The organism is Bradyrhizobium sp. JYMT SZCCT0428 (assembly GCF_018131075.1).
GTDB lineage: Bacteria > Pseudomonadota > Alphaproteobacteria > Rhizobiales > Xanthobacteraceae > Bradyrhizobium.
This window is the reverse complement of record NZ_JAFCLS010000051.1, coordinates 1-14646: the sequence shown is the minus strand read 5'-3', so window position 1 is coordinate 14646 and position 14646 is coordinate 1. Positions and strand designations below refer to the sequence as shown.

The 14646-nt window shown below is 61.5% G+C and carries 19 protein-coding genes and 1 tRNA gene; 6 read left to right on the top strand and 14 right to left on the bottom strand.

The annotated features are described in order from the left end of the window. Positions 1-180: 180 nt before the first annotated feature. The gene (locus JQ575_RS35670) at positions 181-639 is read right to left on the bottom strand and encodes a hypothetical protein (protein ID WP_212037883.1); all 459 of its coding nucleotides are present in this window, start codon (positions 637-639) and stop codon (positions 181-183) included. A gap of 424 nt (positions 640-1063) precedes the next feature. Between JQ575_RS35670 and JQ575_RS35665 the strand changes: the two genes are divergently transcribed. The 3 genes from JQ575_RS35665 (at position 1064) to JQ575_RS35655 (ending at position 3391) form a co-directional block, all read left to right on the top strand. Then, positions 1064-2692, top strand: coding sequence for a tetratricopeptide repeat protein (locus JQ575_RS35665; protein ID WP_212037882.1), 1629 nt, complete (start codon positions 1064-1066; stop codon positions 2690-2692). Positions 2693-2890: 198 nt separating this feature from the next. Beyond that, positions 2891-2967: transfer RNA gene (locus JQ575_RS35660), tRNA-Arg, on the top strand. Between the two features lie 61 nt (positions 2968-3028). Then, positions 3029-3391 carry a hypothetical protein gene (locus tag JQ575_RS35655; RefSeq protein WP_212037881.1) on the top strand — a complete coding sequence of 121 codons (363 nt, stop codon included), beginning with the start codon at positions 3029-3031 and terminating at the stop codon, positions 3389-3391. 9 nt (positions 3392-3400) lie between these two features. On the opposite strand, the gene JQ575_RS35650 is transcribed toward JQ575_RS35655, so the two are convergent. Then, complete coding sequence (locus tag JQ575_RS35650; RefSeq protein ID WP_212037924.1) at positions 3401-4033, bottom strand: aspartate/glutamate racemase family protein; 633 nt, start codon at positions 4031-4033, stop codon at positions 3401-3403. A gap of 187 nt (positions 4034-4220) precedes the next feature. On the opposite strand from JQ575_RS35650, the gene JQ575_RS35645 reads away from it, so the two are divergent. Next, entirely contained in the window at positions 4221-4424 is a 204-nt protein-coding gene (locus JQ575_RS35645; protein ID WP_212037880.1) for a hypothetical protein, read from the top strand. Between the two features lie 17 nt (positions 4425-4441). Here the strand turns inward: JQ575_RS35645 and JQ575_RS35640 are convergent, their stop codons facing one another. The 11 genes from JQ575_RS35640 to JQ575_RS35590 all read right to left on the bottom strand — a co-directional run bounded on the left by JQ575_RS35640 (position 4442) and on the right by JQ575_RS35590 (position 10585). Next, the gene (locus JQ575_RS35640) at positions 4442-4876 is read right to left on the bottom strand and encodes an aminoacyl-tRNA deacylase (protein ID WP_312016077.1); all 435 of its coding nucleotides are present in this window, start codon (positions 4874-4876) and stop codon (positions 4442-4444) included. A 179-nt stretch (positions 4877-5055) separates the two neighbouring features. Further along, positions 5056-5223: a hypothetical protein gene (locus JQ575_RS35635; protein ID WP_212037927.1), complete on the bottom strand. Its 168-nt coding sequence runs from the start codon at positions 5221-5223 to the stop codon at positions 5056-5058. Between the two features lie 99 nt (positions 5224-5322). Further along, entirely contained in the window at positions 5323-6069 is a 747-nt protein-coding gene (locus JQ575_RS35630; RefSeq protein WP_212037879.1) for a di-trans,poly-cis-decaprenylcistransferase, read from the bottom strand. A gap of 33 nt (positions 6070-6102) precedes the next feature. Then, positions 6103-6483, bottom strand: coding sequence for a transcriptional regulator (locus JQ575_RS35625; RefSeq protein ID WP_192736339.1), 381 nt, complete (start codon positions 6481-6483; stop codon positions 6103-6105). After that, entirely contained in the window at positions 6470-7087 is a 618-nt protein-coding gene (locus JQ575_RS35620; RefSeq protein WP_212037878.1) for a hypothetical protein, read from the bottom strand. Before JQ575_RS35620 ends, JQ575_RS35625 begins: the two co-directional genes overlap by 14 nt. A 122-nt stretch (positions 7088-7209) precedes the next feature. Next, positions 7210-7569, bottom strand: a complete 360-nt coding sequence (locus tag JQ575_RS35615; RefSeq protein WP_212037877.1) for a DUF1428 domain-containing protein — start codon at positions 7567-7569, stop codon at positions 7210-7212. A 58-nt stretch (positions 7570-7627) separates the two neighbouring features. Then, a complete protein-coding gene (locus JQ575_RS35610) occupies positions 7628-8365 on the bottom strand; it encodes a thioredoxin family protein (RefSeq protein WP_212037876.1) in 738 nt (245 codons plus the stop codon). Positions 8366-8387: 22 nt separating this feature from the next. Next, positions 8388-8765 carry an SRPBCC domain-containing protein gene (locus JQ575_RS35605; RefSeq protein ID WP_212037922.1) on the bottom strand — a complete coding sequence of 126 codons (378 nt, stop codon included), beginning with the start codon at positions 8763-8765 and terminating at the stop codon, positions 8388-8390. Further along, positions 8732-9199 carry a helix-turn-helix transcriptional regulator gene (locus tag JQ575_RS35600; RefSeq protein WP_212037875.1) on the bottom strand — a complete coding sequence of 156 codons (468 nt, stop codon included), beginning with the start codon at positions 9197-9199 and terminating at the stop codon, positions 8732-8734. Before JQ575_RS35600 ends, JQ575_RS35605 begins: the two co-directional genes overlap by 34 nt. 58 nt (positions 9200-9257) lie before the next feature. Then, on the bottom strand, positions 9258-9542 hold the full coding sequence (locus JQ575_RS35595; protein ID WP_409364856.1) for a DUF3551 domain-containing protein: 285 nt from the start codon (positions 9540-9542) through the stop codon (positions 9258-9260). A 65-nt stretch (positions 9543-9607) separates the two neighbouring features. Then, positions 9608-10585 (bottom strand): tripartite tricarboxylate transporter substrate binding protein, encoded by a 978-nt coding sequence (locus tag JQ575_RS35590; protein WP_212037874.1) that lies wholly within the window; start codon positions 10583-10585, stop codon positions 9608-9610. Between the two features lie 133 nt (positions 10586-10718). Between JQ575_RS35590 and JQ575_RS35585 the strand changes: the two genes are divergently transcribed. Next, positions 10719-11135, top strand: coding sequence for a VOC family protein (locus JQ575_RS35585; RefSeq protein ID WP_212037873.1), 417 nt, complete (start codon positions 10719-10721; stop codon positions 11133-11135). A gap of 195 nt (positions 11136-11330) precedes the next feature. After that, the gene (locus JQ575_RS35580; protein ID WP_212037872.1) at positions 11331-12911 is read left to right on the top strand and encodes an AMP-binding protein; all 1581 of its coding nucleotides are present in this window, start codon (positions 11331-11333) and stop codon (positions 12909-12911) included. A 118-nt stretch (positions 12912-13029) separates the two neighbouring features. Here the strand turns inward: JQ575_RS35580 and JQ575_RS35575 are convergent, their stop codons facing one another. Next, complete coding sequence (locus tag JQ575_RS35575; RefSeq protein ID WP_212037871.1) at positions 13030-14127, bottom strand: HD-GYP domain-containing protein; 1098 nt, start codon at positions 14125-14127, stop codon at positions 13030-13032. Positions 14128-14646 lie beyond the last annotated feature (519 nt).

Sequence of the window (14646 nt, the reverse complement as noted above, 5' to 3'; positions counted from 1 at the left end):
TTCGTGCGAGGTCATCTCGCTCCGCGATCAACGACGCCGGCACGCCGACGTCACGGGAGCAGGAGCTGCAAACAAGAACGGAAGGCTCAATTTCGAACGCGCAATATGGACAATTCATTTTCATCCAATCGAATGTTGAATTCAAATGTAGCCACGAAGCCGATACGTTCCCTGCGCCCGTCAGGGCATGACCTTGAGCTTGATGATTTTGGAGAACGCTCGGCCATCCGAGTCTTTGATCCCAAACTGTATAAAGTGCTCGCCCGGCGGCAGCTGCGCGTCAGGAATGTCTATGCCCGATTGTTGAACGAAGGGCCTAATTCGAGGGGTCAGGTCAACTGTTGGATTCTTGATATACGTTGCCCGAAATGCATCCAGGTCAATGGCCGAACCGCCGAACGTTCTAAACTTCAACTTTAGATGCATGGGCGCGTGAAGCGCAGCCTTTTCTTCCATATCAAGCTCGATCTTCGGACCGCGCGTAATGCCGCGGTCAGACGGAGGGGGCATTTCTTTCGGAGGGGGCAGTTTCGCTTCTTCCTCCGTGACAATTACAGTTTTGGCGAAACTTGGCTGCCCCGTCATCGCCACAAGGCAACTTACCATTGCGGCAGCGGCAAGCGCAGCTCGCAGGGTCATCTGACAAGGCATTTCCAAACCTTTCTCCGGTCGCTGATCCCTGGCTAGCCTCGAAGGAGCCGGCTCCCGAACGGCCCCACGGGTATCATAACACTGCCGCCGTAAGGATTGTCGCGCGCTTTGAGGAGAACAATCTAGCTGATAGCATTGGTCTATAGTTGCTGTTGTAAGAGGTGGGCACACCATGTCGGCCAGCAATAATCGTTTGATAGAAGTTTTTTCTCGCGCAATCGCTTTTTCAATTCTTGCATTGGTAGCATTGTTTGCCAATCCCGCTCTTTCACAATCGGGAAATCCAGCGCTCGAAAGATGCCGAGAAACGGTTGGGAGACCAATCGTAATGCCCTGCATGAGAGCGGGTGGAAACCTTGAATCATGTCGAGCTCTCGCAACTCCAAAGGTCAGAGCATGCGTTCAAGCCGCCATGGGCAATGCAGCAGGACGACCACAAGGCTCTCCTCCAGGACAAAAGCGCTCAGCAGCGGGGCCGGCGGTCGGGCGGGCGAGAGCACTCATCGAACAAGGAAAGTTTGCGGCGGCAATCACTGAGCTTGATCAGGCGGTCAAACAGGATCCCCAATTTGCATTTGCGTTCGCTTGGCGCGGCACGGCCAAGAGCCGAATGGGACAGTTCAGCGAAGCAATGCCAGATCTGAACGAGGCGTTGCGACTTGATCCTCGAAACGTGCTCGCGCTCGTCCAGCGCGGATACGCCTTTTTCTTGTTGAGGGATAATGGAAAGGCGCTGGCCGACCTAAACGCCGCTGGAGAAATTGACCCCGCCGCGCCTGGGCCTTACGCCTTTCGAGGCTTGGTCTACTCGGATATGGGAGAACAGGAGCGAGCTCTTACAGACCTCAACAAAGCTTTGAAACTGAATCCGGACTTTGCGGTGGCCCACGGGGGAATCGGAGGCGTCTACAACAAGCAACAGGAATACGAGAAGGCTTTGTTGGCATTCAACAAGGCCCTCGCGCTCGCTCCGCGACACGTGCCGAGCCTTAGCGGAAGAGGCTTCACCTATTTCAGCCTTGGCGAATATGATCGAGCAATCGCTGACTTGAATGAATCGATCAAACTCCTTTCCAAGTTTTCGAGACCCTACGTAAATCGCGGCCGATCCTATCTTGCCGTTGGCAATTTGCCGGCTGCGATAGCGGATTTTAATGAAGCGCTCAGGCTGGAACCAAAAAATCTGACGGCTTTGCTTCAACGCTCTCTTGCGTTCGAGCGCTCGCGAGAGCTGGAGAAGGCGCGTACTGATCTTCAGGCTGCACTCAGCATCGCCCCATCGCATCCTGTAGCTGTGGCGGGCCTCGAGCGGATCGATACGAAGCTCGGTGCGACCCGTCCATCCAATGAGCGGTCGGGCGGCCGCATCGCTTTGGTAATCGGCAATTCCAAATACGAAAGTTTCGATTCGCTAGCGAATCCGAAACGGGACGCGGCACTGGTGGCGGATGCGCTTGAAAAATCAGGCTTTCAGAACGTGAAACTGTTGACCGACGCAAGCCGGGAGACGCTTTCGGCCGCGCTCCAGGCTTTTTCCAATGATAGCAAGAATGCCAACTGGGCCGTCATTTATTTTGCCGGGCACGGCATTGAGCTCGATGGCAGCAATTATCTTGTCCCCGTTGATGCAAAGTTTGAAACCGACGCCGACATTCCAAAGGAAAGCGTGGCCCTCGATCAAATCCTCAACGCCGTCAGCTCGGCTGATAAGATGCGCCTTGTGGTCCTGGATGCATGCCGGGAAAATCCCTTTGCTGAAAAGAAGTCACTTTCCGTGGGGAGAGGTTTAGCGAGGATCGAGCCCGAAAGCGGAACACTCGTCGCATTCGCGACGAAGCACGGCCATCTCGCGACAGATGGCGCAGGGGACAACAGCCCGTTTACGACTTCGCTCATTCAACGAATGGATGCTCCCGGACTGGAGATCGCCCAATTGTTTCGTATGGTCCATGATGACGTTTACACAAGCACGGGAAAGAAGCAGGAACCTTTTACGTATGGGCAATTGTCGGCGCAGGGCTTCTATTTCAAGGCGAGATAGATCCAATTCGCGCTGCAACGCAGCCGGCCATCCGCAGGCCCGATGAGCGATTGGAGTATCCAAGAACCGGATAATCGAGCCGCCGCGGTCCCGGCCGGTTTGGCGCGCTCGCGGAATGGTTGCCTTAGGGCCTTGCTTCCCGAAATAGCCCCAAAGGCCGTTGCCGATGCCGGACCAATCGGCTAAATGAAGCCCACTGCACCCGTAGCTCAGCTGGATAGAGCGTTGCCCTCCGAAGGCAAAGGTCACACGTTCGAATCGTGTCGGGTGCGCCAATAAAGTGCACCCCAATATCCTGTTCCCGGGGTCACATAGCGGAGTGATGAGTGACCCGGAATGGCTGAAGCTGATCTAGACGCCGTAATCCGGCAACTCGCCAAAGCACAGAACAAGAGCCTGATGGCCGCCGCCAAAAAGCGGCAGGGCCTGTTTATGGCCAAGGCCGCCTCGGCCAAGGACAAGGAAGCCAAGGCGCGGTTCAAGCTGCTCGCCCAGAGCGCGATGCTGCATGGCACGGCGGCGGCGAAACGGCTGCAGAACTCCGCCGACAATGCCGCCGACAGCTACGCGCGGGCGGTCAAGAACGCCGCGGAAGAAATCGCGGCGATGAAGCTCGCCAAGAAGGTTGAGAAGAAGGCCGAGAAGCAGCCTGCGAAGGGCGCGAAGAAGGCCAAGAAAGCAGCCAAAAAGGCCGCCTAGCTTCTTCATCTAGCCGCGCAGCATTTCCTTCAGCTTCAGCACCGCGCTGTCAGGCGTGGTGACGACCGGTCGGCCCGAGGCCTCAGCGACCATCTCGGCGGCAGGCGCCATGCTGTACTGCGCCAGCGCGATCAGGTCGCAATCACGCAAATCTTTGGACGCCTCAACGACCAGCCGGTCATGCGTCGCGCGGTCGCCGCGGTCGAGGGCTGCCATGGCACCATCAGCCAGTTTCGGCACCAGCTCGATCGAAGCCGGAAATTCCCGCGGCATCGACATCAGCGTCGGCGGGAACGAGGACAGCAGGCCGATTTTGCGGCCCCTGGTGACAGCCTGCTCGATCATCGCCTCGTTGGGCTTGAGCACCGGCATCGGCGCATGCGCGCGTGCCACCGCTTCGATGCACGGACCGAAGGCCGAACAAGTAAACAGGATCGCATCCGAACCAGTACCCGCCGCGTAGCGCCCAAGTTGCAGGAAGCGCTCGGTCATGGCCTCGGTGAGCCCGCCATCGCGCGCCAGATCGGTCGACAGGCTGTCGTCCAGCAAATTCATCAGCCGCGCGTCGGGCCAAAGTTTTGCAAACGAGGTCTCGATCGGCACAATCGAGTGCTTTAAGGCGTGGATGAGGGTAATGCGCATGCCGGTCAGTGTGGCTGCGGCGCGATCGGTGTCAACCCGGTGCGCCGGCATTGTCCCCGCCAGTGCCGGGGCGAGAGGCGATCAACGCCGATTCGACCTTGCCGGAAGCCCCGCCGATTGCACCCGCAAGCTCATTGAACCTGTTGCGGACGGTTTCCGACCAAGAGGCTCGTTCGGAGACAATGCGATGGCACTCGCCCAATCAATCGACGCCTGCATGACTTTCGCCGCTGGGATTCTCGCGGCCTATTATGGCTGGCGTCCGGTGCCGGCCGGCCCGAAGCATCTCGAATGGATCGCCTGGCAGGAACGGTTGGGCATGCCCTGCCGCATCGCCGGCGTCTTCCTAATTGTCACATCGCTGATACAGATCGCGGCAAAAGCATTGTGATCCGCGCGACGCCACGGTCACACGTTTGAATCGTGGCGCGGACGCCGGCGCTGATCGCGCAGTGGCTGGGCGGCATCACGATCCCTGCGGATACGATTCTTGAAACGGTGACCGACGACGACGAGGGCGCCTTGACGACGCCCGGCGCCATCGGCTGCGGGCGATGCAGGCAAATCCGTTTCAGCCGGCTGGTTATCCTGACTCACGGCTTCGAGCGCCTTGAGAAAATCGCGGCCCGCTTGTGTGATTTGCCATCCCTCGTCGTCGCGCAGCACATAGCCGGCGCCAAAGATGTCGATCGCCGGAACGCGTCGGGCCAGGCGCTTGATGCGCGCGTCCCAGTCCGGGCCGCTGGCGGAGAGAATGACGACGTCTCGCCTGAGCGAAGCAAGCGTGGCCCGGCCGCTGCCGTGGCTGGCCAGGACCTTCAGAATAGCAACCTGTATGCTCACGCCAACGCCTCGGACCGCGACGGTTCTTTTTGCTCTTTGCGATCGGGTGCGAAAGTATGTGGTTCGCGGGCCGGCCGTCCAGCCGGCAGGGCCAGTTATCCGCAGTCTTGAGAAAGGCTTAGGCCTTGCTTTCGCAAGCAACCGCCTCTGCAATTCCGCGCAACGGCATGCGCGGGCTTTCACGCAGCCTCGCGCACGCCGACGCGGCGCTCGGGCCGCGCTGCCGACATCGACTCCTCCTCACTGTCCTGCGGCGCGCCCCAGAACTCTGACAGCGGCGGCAAATGGTCATCGGGAATCCGGCTGCCGATCGAAGGGTGCGGCACGTTGATAAGAAGAATGCGCATGGACGTCGCTCCGCTCTGTTGGCGCCATCGTTCGTCCCCGCATGTTGTGAAAAAGCCCGGCCCCCCGGCCGGCGCTTGGTGCTGTACGTTGGTGACGTCCTAGAGGCTCGGCACCTCTTCCGGCGCGATCGCCTGCAGGCCGCCGAAGCGGCGCTCGCGGCTATGGAACGCGCCGAGCGCTTCGGCAAGATCCTGCGCCTCGAATTCCGGCCACATCCGTTCGGTGAAGTGCAGCTCGGCGTAGGCGCCTTCCCAGAGCAGAAAGTCCGATAACCGCTTTTCTCCGCTGGTGCGGATGATGAGGTCGACGTCGCGAAGGTTTTTTTCGCCGGTGATGAGTTCGGCTAGCCTCTCGCGGGTGAGATCGACAATGCCCGCCGCGCGCGTTGCGGCATTAAGGATGGCGTCGCGGGCCGAGTAATCGATCGCGATGCGCAGATGCAACGCGTTGCCCGCGGCGGTGGCCGCTTCCGCGCGGGTGATGGCGTGGGCGATGCCTTCGGGAATGCGATCGCGGCGTCCGATCACGGTGAGACGGACGCCGTTGCGGACCAGCGCCTCGACCTCGTTGGCGAGATAGAATCGCAACAGCGCCATCAGCGCAGAGACCTCGGTCGTCGGCCGACGCCAATTATCGCTGGAGAAGGCATACAGCGTCAGCGCACCGACGCCCTGCCCTGGCGCCGCCTCGACCACGCGCCGGATCGCTTCGACGCCGGCCTCGTGGCCGCGCAACCGCGACATCCCGCGCCGCGTCGCCCATCGGCCATTGCCATCCATGATGATGCCGACATGCAGCCGCGCGTCCGGTGTGGCTTCAAGTTTGGGCGAGAGATTACTTTGCATCACAAAGTCTCCGATTAAAAAAGGAGATGGCGGTCAGACCGGCAGGATGCCGAGCCGGGCGATGGCGGTGTCTTCCTTGCCGGCGGCCTTGGCGGCGTCGCGCACCAGGCGCTCCAGCACGGCAAGGTAATCGAGGAAACGGCGGCGGCCGCTCTTGGTCAGGCGGCAGGTGGTGTGAGGACGGTTGCCTTCGTAACCTTTGGTGACCTCGACCAGGCCCGCCTCCTGCAGAACCTGCAGATGCCTAGAGAGATTGCCGTCGGTGAGGCCGCAGAGTTGCTTGAGGTCGGCGAAGGCCAATCCCTTGGGATGCGCCATCAGCGAGGTCAGCAGCCCGAGCCGCGCCTTCTCGTGGATCACGCGATCGAGCCCGTCATAGGAGAACGGCGCGCTGTTGGCTTCAGTCTTCGGCATCATTCTCTCCGGACGCAAAATGCAGCAGCGCGGCCATCAGGAGCTGCCCGACCGCGAATGGCACGCCCATCATCCAGGGCGACAGCAGATGGTTTTGGCTCGCGAGCAGCAGGACCGTAAAGCCCGACAGGAAATACCAGGCACCGCCGAAGGCGATGCTGCGCGGCAGCGTGCGCACCGAGGCGAACACGCCAAGGCTGACCAGCACCTGGCACAGGCCCGGCAGCATCCAGAGCGTTTCGGGCGCGAACTTCCACAGCATGATCCCGAGCAAAAGCCCGGCGACGCCGGGCGGGAGAAATTGCTCGAACGCCTGCTGGATCATGGCGTCGGCGAGGCCCGAATGATGCCGGCGCGAGCGCGCCAGCATCTCGATCCAGATCAACGTGCCGGACAACAACGCGGCCGCCGCCCAGCCGGCAAAGAACGTGACCGGTTGCCCGGTCGGATCATTCAGCCAGAGGAATTGCAGGATCGCGGTGAGCAAGGCGATGCCGCCGGTGGCGGCCACCGTCGCCGGACCATAGCCGCGAAACGCGGTGCCGGCCGCGATCTGGCTGCGGATCGCCAGGATATCGGCCAGCGCCTTGTCGAGGTCGCGCATCGTTCACCTCACTTTGTATCGCAAAGTATACCGGATTACAAAGTAGATGCAAGAGGGACGCGCCAAGCCGCGATTACACGGTTAACGCAACGGTTTATTACGCGTGACGCCTGGCGGCGGCTTCAGACCTTCACCAGACTCTCGAAGCCGCCATAGATCATCCGCTTGGGGTCAAACGGCATCGATTTAATATCGCCCAACGAGTTGAGCCTGGGATCCGCCATGACCTTGGCATTGATCTTGTCGCGTTGCGCGCGAGACTTGTAGGTGATCCAGGCGAACACCACGGTCTCGCCCGGCTTCTGCTTGACGCTGCGCGGAAACGACGTGAGCTTGCCGACCTTGACGTCGTCCGCAACCCATTCGCGGTAATCCAGCGCGCCGTATTCACGCCAGATCTTGCCGGCCTTGGTGGACATTTTGCGATAGGCCGCGATGTTCTTCTTTGGAACTGCGACGATGAATCCGTCGACATAGGCCATGGGTTTTGTTCCCTCTGTTTGTTCGCGTCATTGCGAGGAACGCAAGCGACGACGTCTGTTAGGAGTCACAGCAGGATGCCTGAACCGGCGCCGGTGTGTATTGGTCACGTAGCCGCACCCAGTCCATCGGATATGGCAGTCCGTCCTCGTGACGACCGAGCGGCGTCAGGTCGAGATAATGATAGGCCGCATTCATCATATCGAGGCCGCGCGCGAAGCAGGAATAGGTGTGGAAGATGTTCCCGGCCTCGTCGCGACAGAACACGCTGATGCCGGGCGCTTCCTCCATGCCGATGCGGGTGGTGCCGAAATTATACCTGTTGTCGCCTGACTTGAGCGCCTCCGGCGTGAACGACACCTCATAATCGTAGTTGAAATCGTTGTTCTCCGACGACAGCCAGTCGAAGGTCCAGCCCATCCGCGCCTTGAACACCGCAAGCTTATCAACCGGCGCCCGCGAGATCGCGACCAGCGTGGTGTCGCGCGCGGCAAGATGCGGGATGATGCGTTCGAATCCGTCAGCCCAGAACGAGCAGTGCTTGCAACCTTCGTTCCAGTCCGGCGCGTACATGAAATGCTGCACCACGAGCTGGCTGCGCCCCTGGAACAGCTCGGCCAGCGTTATCCGGCCGCCGGGCCCGTCGAACACATAATCCTTTTCGACCTTGACCCAGGGCAACGCGCGACGTTCCTCGCTCAGGCGCTCGCGGGCCTGGGTCAGCTCCTTCTCATGCGCAAGATGCGCTTTGCGCGCGGCGATCCACGCTTCGCGCGAGACGACACTATGCGGCTGCATGGGCGGCTCCCGTGTTGATCGTTCAGCTGACAAATTGTTCGAGCTTGCCGAGCAGTTCGGTCCAGCCCTTCTCATGGCCGTCGCGCGCAGCCTCGTTGAAGAACTGCTCGTGATGCAGCGTCAGCAGCGTGCCGGCGCCGTCCGGCTTGAGCGAGATGGAGAGCTGCGATTCGCGTTCCGGTGTCGAATGCCAGGCCCAACTCATCACCAATAGCTCGTTCGGCACGATTTCGCGATAAACGCCGCCAGCCTGAAAATACTCGCCGTCGATGGCATAGAAGCTGATGCGGTAGCGGCCGCCGACGCGCAGATCGGTCTCCGCCTGCACCGAACCTTCCCTGACCTTCGAGGGCCCGAACCACGCCGCTAGTTTTTCCGGGTTGGTCCACGCGGCGTAGATTTTCGCCGGCGCCGCAGCGATACGACGCTTGAGGGTGAGGCTTGGGCTGGTTGCGGGACCGGTGTCGCGGCGAGAATCTGGCTGGATGCTTGACTGGGTGGCCATGGGTCTTCCTCCACAAAAGCTGCAAGTCGGTCGAGATTGTCGGACCAGAAGCGCTGGTAGCGGTTCAACCAGTCCATCGCCTGCTCCATAGGCTTGGCGGTCAACCGGCACGCCACGGTGCGGCCGGTCTTCTCGCGCGCGATCAGGCCGGCATCCGACAACACGTCGAGATGCTTCATGATCGCGGGCAGCGACATCGCAAAGGGCTGCGCCAGTTCGCTCACGGAAAGGCTTTCGCGGTCGCCGAGCCGCGCCACCAGTGCGCGCCTCGTCGGATCGGCGAGGGCTGCGAAGGTACGGTCCAGGACGTCTTCTTGATACTTAACCATATGGTTTAGTATATGCGCAAAACATCAGGCGTCAAGCGCCTGCTGCCGATTTTCCTGATCAGTAATCCCGATAGACCCGGCCGCGCCGCGGCTGCTGGTTCAAGGCCGCGCGTGGATTGACGTTGCAATAAACGCCGCGGCCGGCGGCCGAGGCCATGCACTGCTGATAGGTCTGGTAAGAACAGTCGCCGGGAATGCCGACGCCCCGGCCCTGAACACAATAGGGGTAATCGTAAGCGGCGGCGGGGGTCGAACCAGCCATCGTGGCCGATCCAGCCGCCAGCAAAACCAACATTGCCAGCTTCGCGTTGTGCATGATCGAATCCTCCTGCGCGGCAATCATACCGCATCGCCGGGTCGCCTCAGGTTCAAAACCTCGCGACCCGGAGCAGGTTCCCGAGAGGCGCGTTACTGCACCTTCTCGATATTGGCGCTGTCGATCACCTTCTTCCACTTGTCGGTTTCTTCCACGATCATCTTGCCGAACGCGTCGGGCGGCCCGATCAGCGGCTCACCGCCGAGATCGATCAGCTTGGCCTTGATCGCGGGCTCCGCCAGCACCGCGTTCACTTCCTTGTTCAGCTTCTCGATGATCTCCTTGGGCGTGTTCTTCGGAGCCCCCATGCCGAACAGCGCGCTCGCCTCGTAGCCCGGAATGGTGTCGGCGAGAACCGGCACGTCGGGCAACAGGCCGGACCGCACCGTCGAGGTCACCGCCAGCGCGCGCAGCGAACCGGCACGGATGTGCTGCAGGATCGAAGGCATGTTGTCGAAGATCACCTGAACCTGACCGCCGAGCAGGTCGGTGATCGCAGGCGCGGCGCCGCGGTAAGGCACGTGCTGCATCTTGGCGCCCGACATCATCATGAACATTTCGCCTGACAGATGCACCGAGGTGCCGTTGCCCGAGGACGCCAGGTTCACCTTGCCGGGGTTGGCCTTCACATAGGCGATGAACTCGGCAACCGTCTTCGCCGGCACGTTGTTGTTGACGGTCATCACGTTCGGCACGCGATTGAACGCGGCGACCGGCGCGATGTCGCGAACGACGTTGAACTTCAGGTTGGCGTACAGCGATGCGTTGATGTAGTTCGCCGGATTGACCAGCAGAAGCGTGTAGCCGTCGGGCTCGGCGTTGATCACCGATTCGGTGGCGATGTTGTTGCCGGCGCCGGGCTTGTTTTCGATCACGAATTGCTGGCCAAGCCGCTCCGACAGGCGCTGGCCGATCAGGCGCGCAATGATGTCGGTGGCGCCACCGGGCGGATATCCGACCACCCATTTGACCGGCCGCGTCGGATAATCCGCCGCCAAGGCAGTGCCGATCGAAGCGGTCATCGAAAGGCCGATTGCCGTCAGGCAGATCGCGGTACGGCGTGAAATCATGAGTTATTCTCCCTGGGGCCCGGGTTCACCCGGTCCGTTTCTATTGAACTGAGCAAGGGCCGCGTTGTAACAAACAAACATCCATGCGACCAGTGCGACGCAACGCCCTCAAGGCGCGACCAAAGGATTAGGCATGTCCGTCAAGGTGAATGCGCTCGATCATCTTGTCATCAATGTCTCCGACGTGGCACGTTCCGCCGAGTGGTACCGGAACATCCTCGGCATGGAGATCAAGGTGTTCGATCCCGGCCCGGGCAAAACGCCGCGGACGTCGCTGGTGTTCGGGAACCAGAAGATCAACGTGCGGCCGCGCGATGCCGACAAGGTCGACTGGTTCACGGCCGATCATGAGACCGCCGGCAGCGACGATCTGTGCTTCCTGACCGCGAGCACGCCGGACCAGGTGGTCGCGCACCTCAAGGCCAACGGCGTCGCGATCGAGGAAGGCCCGGTCGCCAAGCAGGGCGCGCGCGGCACGCTGCGTTCGGTCTATTGCCGGGATCCGGACGGGAGCTTGATTGAAATTTCGTCGTATGAGGGGGATGCCTAGCTCTCTCCTCCGTCATTGCGAGCGCAGCGAAGCAATCCATACCTCCGCGAAGGACAGCATGGATTGCTTCGCTTCGCTCGCAATGACGTGGAGACAGATTGCCCATAATCACAATTTGCGCACCGCGCCATCCAATGGCAGAACTGCTCCCAAGCAATAACCAAGGCAGCGGTCGAAGCTGCACCGGGAGGACATATGTCTATTTCACAGGCAGCACCGGGCGTCGTTGGACCATTCGCCGGCCTCGACGTGCCGTGGCTGCTGCGGATGCGGGCCGAGAGCCGCCGCAACCATCCGTTCCTGATCTGGGCGCCGTTCGAGGCCCCGGCGCGGAGCTGGTCCTACGGCGAATTTCACGAACGCGTCGGCGCGCTGGCGGCGGGTCTGGTCAAGCGCGGCATCAAGCCGGGCGACTATGTGCTTGTTCATCTCGACAATTGCATCGAGGCCATGCTGGCCTGGTTCGCCTGTGTCGAGCTCGGCGCCATCGCCGTTACCACCAACACCCGCTCAGCCGCCGCCGAAATGGAATATTTCGCCGGCCATTGCGGCGCGGTCGCCGCGATCACCCAGCCGGCCTATGCCGAACTGATTTCGGCCCATTGCCGCGACCTGCGCTGGATCGCCGTAATCTCGCATGACGCCGGCGCCGTGCCGGCGCAGGGCGCCGCACGCGGCGATCGTTTTGAATCGTTGTTCGCCGACAGTGCCGACCGGCCGCGCCGCGCCACCGATCCGTTCGCGCCCTGCAGCGTGCAATATACCTCCGGCACCACGTCGCGCCCGAAGGCGGTGCTGTGGACGCATGCCAACGCGCTGTGGGGCGGCAAGATCAACGCTGCCCATGAGGACCTGCATCAGGGCGACGTGCACCAGACCTATCTGCCGCTGTTTCATACCAACGCGCTGGCCTATTCGATGCTGGCTTCGCTGTGGGTCGGCGCAACCTGCGTGATCCAGCCGCGGTTTTCCGCAAGCCGGTTCTGGAACGTCGCGCTGGAACATGGCTGCACCTGGACCTCGACGATCCCGTTCTGCCTGAAGGCGCTGCTGGAGCACGAGATTCCGAAGCATCACAAATTCCGGCTCTGGGGCACGGCGGTGAACGATCCGCCGCCTTTCGCCGGCTTCGGCGTCAAGACCATGGGCTGGTGGGGCATGACCGAGACCATCACCCACGGCATCGTCGGCGAAGTCGATCAGCCCAACACGCCGATGTCGATCGGCCGCGCCGCGCCGGAATACGAGATCCGCATTACCGATGACGATGGCCGGCCGACCGAAGTCGGCGACACCGGCAATCTCCTGATCAAGGGCATTCCAGGCCTGTCGCTGTTTGCCGAATATCTGCATAACGACAAGGCGACGCGCGAGAGCTTTGACGAGCACGGCTATTTCATCACCGGCGACCGCGTCACGCTGCTGGACAACGGCTTCATCAAGTTCGGCGACCGCGCCAAGGACATGCTGAAGGTCGGCGGCGAGAATGTCGCGGCCTCCGAGATCGAACAGGTGGTCGCGCTGGTGCCCGGCGTGCGCGAGGCCGCGGTGGTGGCGAAAAAGCATCCGATGCTGGACGAGGTGCCGGTCGTGTTCATCATTCCGCTGGCGGGCGTCGCGGCAGCTCCAGCCGATCTGCAGGACAAGGTGATGGCGGCCTGTCGCAATGCGCTGGCCGACTTCAAGGTGCCGCGCGAGATCATCTTCGTCGACGAGATGCCGCGCTCGACGCTGGAGAAGGTGGCGAAGGCGGAATTGCGGAAGTTGCTGGAGTGACGGCTTGCTGTCTCGTCCGTCATTGCGAGGAGCGTAAGCGACGAAGCAATCCATTCATCCGTTATGCCGCACGATGGATTGCTTCGCTTCGCTCGCAATGACGCGGTGAGATTAGGGCCTAGCCATACCCGAACGCGATCGGGCGGAAGGCCTGCAGCAGGTGCTGGTCGAGCTTGTCGCCCATCTCTTCCATCACCCCGAACGCCTTGACGTGGGTGAACTGCAGCCGGTAGGCGCGCTTCTCGACGAGTGCCGCGTAGATGTCGACGATCGTGGTCAGCCGCACGATGTCGCTGATCTCCTTGCCGGAGAGGCCGTCGGGATAGCCGGTGCCGTCGAGGAATTCATGGTGGTGCAGCACCACGTCGAGCATTTCCGGCGGAAAACCACCTTGCGCTGCCAGCGCCTCATAGCCGCGGCGCGGATGCTGGCGCATCTCGTGCATTTCCTCGGGCGTCAGCGGATCCGGCTTGTCGAGGATCGCAACCGGGATGAACGCCTTGCCGACGTCGTGCAGCAATGCAGCGCGGGCGAGACGGCGCTGGTCGTCCTCGCGCATGCCAAGGTGCTGCGCGAAGGCGACCGCAAAGCCGGTCACGAACAGGCAGTGCCGATAGCTGTCGGTGTGGTGGCAGCCGACCGTCGTCAGCCATTCACGCAGCGAGGTGTGCTTGATGGCTTTCAGAATCTTGTTTTCGGCCTGCACGATGTCGCTGTATTTCAGTGGCTCGCCGGCCCGCATGCCGTTGAAAATCCTGACCATGACGCTGTGCGCGGCTTCGACGCCGCGGTTCAGCGCCTTGCCGCGGTCGGTCTCGTTGTAGGAACTGTCGTCGGGGAACGCGGCCCGGATGCGCTGCAGGATGCCCTGCGCGTCGAACGGTCGCGCGATGGTGTCGGTAGCGCCGAGCGCCCAGGCCTGCATCGATCCATGATGCAGCGCGTCCGCCAGCACGAACAGCCGCGGCATTTCGCGATAGGCCTCGGTGCGCAGCTTGTTGCGCACCATCTGCACGCTCTCGGCCGAGCGCAAATTGATGTCGACCACGATGCCGGAGAGATCCCGCGCCGGCGCGTCGGGAATATCCGTGGTGGCGATCATGTCGACCTGGCCGACCGACTGCAGAATGCTGGCCAGTTCGCTGCTTTGATCGCTCCGATCCGACGCCAGCAGCAGCCGGCGCTTGGACGGAGTCTTGTTGGTTAATGCTGTCATAGGACCCCAGGGCCTTGCGGTGATGACCGTCCGCCAAGCTACCGGATAAGGAGTTCCCTGTGGCTTAAGACGTATCGTGAATGTTGATTGATCGGGATCGATAGAATTTTAGGGATCGTCGAGCTACCTCCGTCGTCCCGGCGAACGCCGGGACCCATACTCCGCAGCGGACATTGTTGTAGAAGGTATCTAACACCAGCGTTCTCACCGATGGGCCGCGGCGTATGGGTCCCGGCTCAAGGCCGGGACGACGCCATCATTTGCGGCTACGGCCTTCCAACACGCCTTCGCATTCCCGCGACGCATTGCGCCCGAGCTGTTGAAAATTCTTCACCCCCCAAATTCAGAGGGCGCAGGGAATGCCGGATGCGCGCTGCACCCGCGGTCTCATGTGCGATTGTGCATAAGAATGCTGCACATGAGCATACAGGGCAGCGGAGAACATCCGACATTCCCTGCGCAATGGCTTTACGGCTTATAACGCGCTCTCCCCGGTGAGACGGCCTCTATTGCCACCGT